This window comes from Chamaesiphon sp. GL140_3_metabinner_50 (assembly GCF_025361915.1).
Taxonomy (GTDB): domain Bacteria; phylum Cyanobacteriota; class Cyanobacteriia; order Cyanobacteriales; family Chamaesiphonaceae; genus Chamaesiphon.
The window spans coordinates 1-6543 of the sequence record NZ_JANYJC010000026.1; the positions used below are offsets into that span (position 1 = coordinate 1).

At 42.7% G+C, this 6543-nt stretch carries 6 protein-coding genes; 2 read left to right on the forward strand and 4 right to left on the reverse strand.

The window, feature by feature from the left end:
• Positions 1 to 12: 12 nt before the first annotated feature.
• The gene (locus Q0R35_RS01160) at positions 13 to 561 is read right to left on the reverse strand and encodes a phycobiliprotein lyase (protein ID WP_295613628.1); all 549 of its coding nucleotides are present in this window, start codon (positions 559 to 561) and stop codon (positions 13 to 15) included.
• 509 nt (positions 562 to 1070) lie between these two features.
• Between Q0R35_RS01160 and Q0R35_RS01165 the strand changes: the two genes are divergently transcribed.
• Positions 1071 to 2339, forward strand: a complete 1269-nt coding sequence (locus tag Q0R35_RS01165) for a serine hydrolase (protein ID WP_295613630.1) — start codon at positions 1071 to 1073, stop codon at positions 2337 to 2339.
• 200 nt (positions 2340 to 2539) lie between these two features.
• Positions 2540 to 3118: a GNAT family acetyltransferase gene (locus Q0R35_RS01170; protein ID WP_295613632.1), complete on the forward strand. Its 579-nt coding sequence runs from the start codon at positions 2540 to 2542 to the stop codon at positions 3116 to 3118.
• Between the two features lie 262 nt (positions 3119 to 3380).
• Here the strand turns inward: Q0R35_RS01170 and prfA are convergent, their stop codons facing one another.
• From prfA to rpmE, 3 genes are all read right to left on the reverse strand, one after another.
• A complete protein-coding gene (gene prfA / locus Q0R35_RS01175; protein ID WP_295613634.1) occupies positions 3381 to 4478 on the reverse strand; it encodes a peptide chain release factor 1 in 1098 nt (365 codons plus the stop codon).
• 202 nt (positions 4479 to 4680) lie between these two features.
• Entirely contained in the window at positions 4681 to 6183 is a 1503-nt protein-coding gene (locus Q0R35_RS01180; protein ID WP_295613636.1) for a leucine-rich repeat domain-containing protein, read from the reverse strand.
• Positions 6184 to 6334: 151 nt separating this feature from the next.
• On the reverse strand, positions 6335 to 6543 hold a 209-nt coding region (gene rpmE / locus Q0R35_RS01185; RefSeq protein ID WP_295613638.1), incomplete at its 5' end, for a 50S ribosomal protein L31.

Here is a 6543-nt window from a genome sequence, read left to right on the forward strand (position 1 = left end):
TAGGAGGTGAGTTTAGACCCTAATTCGTTTCTCTAAATATTGCCCGATTGTCACTTGTTCGCCAGCGCGAGAGATAATAGTTTGGCGAGTGCGGTACTTATCACCCACCAACTTAACTTCCTCCTCAAATACCGAACCTTGATATTCGGTTTTTAGACACAGCGTATCGGGATGGGGAAAATGGTAAATAGCTGTAATTGGTTTGGGAGTTGCAAAACCGCGATCGCGATATAGAATATTTCCCAACGCTCCAAATAACGTACTTCCTTTAGAAGCTTTTTTTCCCGTCACGGAGTCCTTACTATCCCACTCAATTTTACTCCCACAGGTTAGAGCCAAATCGTCTAAACCGTGCATCCGCGCTAATTCTTGTAATTCCAGACAGCCTGCTGCTAAAAATTCGATCGCAATCTCGCTGACTACCTCTTGGGTATCTCCATCGGGGAGAGTATAGTAGCGTCGCTCTGATAACCAGTTACCCGCCGAAACTTTAAAAAAATTGGCAACGAGTAATTCTTCGGGGGTGCTAGTGGCTGGAAAGTTTTGTAAGCCTGTAGTCATTGGCTTTGTCCTCATGGAAGTGAATACACAAATCGGGTTTTAGTCCTAAAGCCCGTAATATTTCTTAATATAACTACAATCTCGATCGATTGACTATATCGATCGATACAGAAATTTAGTCAACGACCTCAAATATTAGTCTCCGTATGCGATCTGTCTATTTAAAATCGATCGGATTAAGGCGACGAGCCAGCCAGTCGAATTGACGGCGGGAACCGAATAATGTTAATCATCATCTCAAGTGAAAACTCAAGCCGTACCGATTTCGATCGGCTACGGACATCTGGTGTATCTCTATCTACCGATTTTTAAAAACCAAAATTACCACTCAATCGGCTATTGACGCAAGTTGCTAGTTGTAATTTGGGTATTAGGTATTGGGTATTAGCGATGGGATGGAAGCTAAAACCTAAAACCTAACACCTAATACCCATCCCACTCAAAACCCATAACTAGTAACTTAGGCTCTTTGCATCATCGCTCTACCTTTACATCACACTCCTCATTTTATGAAATTAAGTTGGCTCCTGACTGGACTGATTAGCAGCGCGTGTTTAGTATTCGCCGCACCAGCACAAGCAAGCAAATTTACTGGCTGGGAATTTGATGCCAGTCGCAATCAATTGAACTTTGGTACCGATACCGGAGTGCAACCCAAAGCCACCTTACTCGATGGCCCTTACCGCCTAGTTGTCGATTTACCCGGTACCAAAATGACCGAAGCGACGATCCGCAAGCAATTCGGCGCGGCGGTGCGAGAAGTGCGAATCGCCCAGTCAGACGGCAATAATACGCGCTTGGTGATGGAACTAGCACCCGGCTATGGTGTCAGTCCGCAAAATATTATCATTCGCAGCGATTTACCTTCCCGGTGGTCGATTAAATTGCGATCGATCGATCGAGGTGTAGCTACCGCCAGCACAGGACGCATTCAGCCCGTCCCAGTCAGTCCGATTGTCTTTGCTGGTGTCGTACCCATCGGTCAGGAAATGACCGACCTCAAGAGCCAAATTAACAGCTTAGTTGCGAAATACGATTACCTCTCGCCAGGAATGTTTTTCATGGAGGTGGATACGGGCAACTATTTAGATATCAATGGTGAAAAAAGTTTCCCGGCAGCCAGTACGATCAAGTTACCAATTTTGATGGCATTGTTTCAAGCCGTTGATACTGGCAAAGTTCGCCTCGATGATACCCTGACAGTCAGACGAGATTTAATTACAGGCGGTTCGGGCGAACTCCAAAATAGTCCGGGTGCAAAATTGAGCGTGTTGAAAACAGCCACAATGATGATCGCCATTAGCGATAATACTGGCACGAATATGATTATTGATAAGCTAGGCGGACGACAAGCTCTCAATAGTAAATTCAAAAGTTGGGGATTGCGAAAAACAGTCATCAACCGTCTGTTAGGCGATTTTCAAGGTAAAAATACGACCAGTCCCGCAGATTTGGTCAGATTGTCGGCGTTACTTGCCAAGCACCAATTAATTACCGAAACCAGCCGGAGCAAAGTGTTGGATATTCTCAATCAAACTGAGAATCGAAAATTACTCCCCGCTGGGTTGGGTAAAGGTGCAGCAATCGCGCATAAAACGGGCACGTTAGGACGCTTGATTGGGGATGCGGGAATTATTGAAATGCCCAATGGCAAACTCTATTTAGCCGGGATTTTTGTCAAACGTTCGTTTAACGATTTACGTGCGCGCGATTTCGTCCAGGAAGTGTCTAAGTTGACTTACAAATACATCAACGATCGACAAGTAAGTCAGAAGTAGGGGATAGCCCTCACCCTGTCTTGTCTCGCATAATCCGGGAGGAAACCTCCCGGATTATGCGAGCCTCTAAATCCCTCTCCCTGAGGGAGAGAGACTTTGAATCCGGCTCCCTTCTCCCTCAGGGAGAAGGGTTGGGGATGAGGGCTGTTAACCTGCGTACAAAACTTGGGAAGATATTTAACGTCATTACAATTCAATTGATGTCTCCAATAATTAGAATCGCGATCGAGTCGGACATCGATGGTATTCTCAATCTTCAGTCTCGTAATCTGTATGCCAATTTATCGGCAACAGATTTAGCTGACGGCTTTGTGACTACGCCATTTACAGCCGATTTATTGCGCCAACTACTCGATCTCAGTGGCGTATTTGTAGCAGTACACGAGCGTAAAATTATCGGCTATTTATTAGCTGGTGATTGGCATTTTTTCTCACGGTGGGAAATTTTTAGATTGATGATTTCTCGACTGCCTGAATTAGGATTTATGAACAAAGAAATTACTGTCGATCGCAGCTTTCAGTATGGGCCGATTTGTATCGATCGCGATTGGCGGGGCAGTACGGTTTTCCCAAATTTATTCGCATTGATGCGATCGAGCTTTGAATCGAGATTCCCTGTCGGGGTGACTTTTATCAATAAGTTAAATGAACGTTCTTTTACGGCACATACACGCAAACTAGATCTAGAAATTGTCGATGAATTTGAATTTAATGGCAATTCGTTTTATACGGTAGCATTTTTGACATCAGCAGGATATAGTGATGAGAGCCATGCTTAGACAGTTGCTAATTCAAAATAATATCTAAGTCGATTTATTCTAAGTTGAGTAATACCATTCCAAGATTGCTAGCTTCATTCAGGAACCGCCCTCAAATGAATTTGCGGATGCGCGCACGCCTTTGTTCCCCGACGGTTTAGCGGCGGTTTTATTCTGGGGTTCCCCCAGAATAAAAAACCGACAAGACAGCGCACCAAGCGGGGCTAATAGTTCAGGGCGGTGCTAAAGCGGAGCAAATATCCTTAGCCTGAATTCACTTAAATTAACCCCCTGTAGAAGCCGCTAGCTCGGCTAAACGCTCCTGTTGGTCTAGGGATATACAACTTTGAATTACGTCCTCTAGATCGCCAGCTAGCACCTTCTCCAGACCGAAATTATGCCCCAACCGATGATCGGTAGCGCGGTTGTCTTTATAGTTATAGGTGCGAATTTTTTCCGATCGCGATCCGGTACCGACTTGCGAACGACGCATGGAAGTTACTTCTTCTTGTTGTTCGCGCAGTTTGATATCGTATAGTTTCGCCCGTAGAATTTGCATGGCGCGCTCTTTATTCTTACGCTGAGAACGTTCTTCGGTACAGAAGATCCGAATTCCCGTCGGTTTGTGGAATAAATCTGCCGCCGTTTCTACCTTGTTCACGTTTTGTCCGCCAGCACCACCCGATCGAGCGGTACTCATTTCGATATCCTTAGGATCGATATAGATCTCCACTTCATCGACTTCAGGCATAATTGCCACAGTTGCAGTAGACGTATGTACCCGTCCGCCAGATTCGGTAAGCGGTACCCGTTGTACCCGATGTACGCCAGCCTCAAACTTGAGTTGACTATACACGCGATCGCCTTTAATTTCCAGTACTGCTTCTTTAAAGCCCCCCATTTCTGCGAGAGATTCGCTCACTAAAAAGACTTTCCAATGCTGGGTTTCGGCATAGCGCGAATACATCCGCACCAAGTCACCCGCCCAAATTCCCGCCTCGTCGCCACCAGTACCCGCCCGAATTTCCAACATGATATTTCGCTCATCGTTGGGATCTTTAGGTAATAGTAAAACTTTGAGTTTTTGTTCGAGTTCGGTAATTTTGGCTTCGAGTTCGCCAGCTTCTAATGTCGCCATTGCTTGCAATTCGAGATCGTTACCCGATTCTTTAACAATTTGTCTGGCTCCAATTAAATCTTCCTGAGTTTGTTTCCATTTGTCGAAGGTTTCAACAACTTCTTCGAGTGCCGCACGAGCTTTACCAATCCGTTGCATTTCGCTGGCATCTCTAGCAATATCTGGATCGCCAAGTTTGCGAGTCAGTTCGTGAAATGTTTGTTCGACGGATTTAAGTTTATCGAGTAAATATGATTCTGCCATTGTCTTAGTTGATAGTGGATAGTGAATAGTGGATAGTGAGTTTCATCCCAGCAGATGTAGGTTGGGTTGAGTTTTGCGAAACCCAACATCAGCAGTTAGCGTTGATAGTTGAGTCGCTAGAAGTGATAAAAGTGATAAAGAATAAATAATCGCATGTGAGTTAACGATAGAATAATTAATAATCTTAGAGTTAGAATAAATATCACGTTTGAATGGTAAATCGATCGGGATGAATACCATGATTTACCCAGACAATAGCCTCTTCCGCACTAGTCATATCTGGCGGTACCCTCAGTATATAAACGTGTCCGGTTGACGGACAACTCATCTTCAGCAATGCGATTGGTTCTTTACCGATAGGTTTCTGAGGCCATGTTAGTCGTTTGAAAAATGGCTGAAAATCGTTTATTTTCAACAACACATATTCTCGCCAAGCATCAATTTTTATTGCATTGAGGACTTCGCAGATTCTCTTATAACCAACCAGCTCGATTATCCTTCGTCTAATTTCAGTATTATTTTCATCTAACAACCATTCTGGCTTCCATTCACTCAGTTTAGTCCAGTAGCGACGCGGTAGATCTGCCATAAGGAAGTTAACCTTATTTAAGTTTGGTAATTGATTTAAAATAGATAAATCTGTCAGAGATTTTAAGTCTAACCGTATAGATTTTAAGCTTTTTAAGCCACATAAACTATCTGGCAAGTATTGTAGTTGTCGAGCAGATATATATAAATCACAAAAATAAGACGAAAAGGATATTCTTAATTCACCAGATCTTAAATTCCATCTATCGTTTGGATCTATAATTGGGTTTACGGATGGTGGATAGATACCTGCATCCCAGGAAAAATCTTCTAATTTCGGCAATTTACTTAAATACGATAAAAAGCCATCTATTGTTTCTTGCACGAATAAGTGAGCCGCATCCTCATCTGCGTAGATACAACGCGAACCATATCTGCTTATAATTATATTTGTGAAACTATCTAAGTCTGATAAGATAAAGTCTAAATATTGATTTCCAGCACCAATTCGAGTGATATCTGGTTTTCTATATATCTTAAATTCTGATTGTAAGCTGCAATGAAAAATACTTAATTTAGGAATGTGTTTTAGATTAGATATATCATTAAAAGGATTATCGCGTAAATATATTTTTTTGAGCTTTGGTAGACAAAAAAGGACATCTGGTATGCGATCGAACTGATTATTTCCAAGTTTTAATTTTGTTAAGTTGATAAGATTGGCGAAGCTATCTGGTAGGAAATGTAGAAAACCACCATTCAAAGCTAACTTTGTCAAATGAGTCAGATTGCCGATGCTTTCTGGTAAGGTTTTTAGTTTATGACCGTTTAGATATAGTGCCGTCAAATTAGTCAGATTGCCAATGCTCTCTGGCAAGCTATTGAGACGATCGCCATTCAAATCTAACCTAGTTAAATTAGTAAGATTGCCAATGCTTTCGGGTAAGTTTGTTAGTTTGTGACCGTTTAGATAAAGTTCGGTTAAATTAGTTAGATTGCCGATGCTCTTTGGCAAGCTGGTGAGGCGATTACCGTTAAGATTTAGCTTGGTTAAATAGGTAAGATCGCCAATATTTTCTGGTAGAGCTTCAAGTCCGTAGCCGCGCAGATCTAGCACCGTGGAGTTCGGTGTCATATTCTCGATTAGTTGTGCTAACTCTGCGGTTTTCGTACTCATCTGACTGCGTTCTTATTAAGTGGTATTTGTCTTTACCATACCCAGATTTTGGCTTAAATCCCCTCTGACAGGAATGGAAATTAAATATTGAAAAACCTAGAGACGCGAAATCGAAAGAGATCGCACCTCTAGGTTATTTAAATTATTTAAGCTATTTTTTTTCTTCAGTAGCTTCAGGAGCGGGTGCGGTAGTATCGATCATCCCATATTTTTTCAGGAACCGATCGACCCGACCTTCGGTATCGATAATCTTCTGCGTTCCGGTATAAAAAGGATGATTTCCAGACCACACATCGACGCGGAGTTCTGGTTGGGTAGAACCAACAGTCATTACAACTTCACCGTTGCAATAAACTTTGG

Coding starts and splice junctions, on each gene's coding strand:
- Q0R35_RS01160 (WP_295613628.1), bottom strand. CDS start 561: ATGACTACAGGCTTACAAAACTTTCCAGCCACTAGCACCCCCGAAGAA.
- Q0R35_RS01180 (WP_295613636.1), bottom strand. CDS start 6,183: ATGAGTACGAAAACCGCAGAGTTAGCACAACTAATCGAGAATATGACA.
- Q0R35_RS01165 (WP_295613630.1), top strand. CDS start 1,071: ATGAAATTAAGTTGGCTCCTGACTGGACTGATTAGCAGCGCGTGTTTA.
- Q0R35_RS01170 (WP_295613632.1), top strand. CDS start 2,540: ATGTCTCCAATAATTAGAATCGCGATCGAGTCGGACATCGATGGTATT.
- prfA (WP_295613634.1), bottom strand. CDS start 4,478: ATGGCAGAATCATATTTACTCGATAAACTTAAATCCGTCGAACAAACA.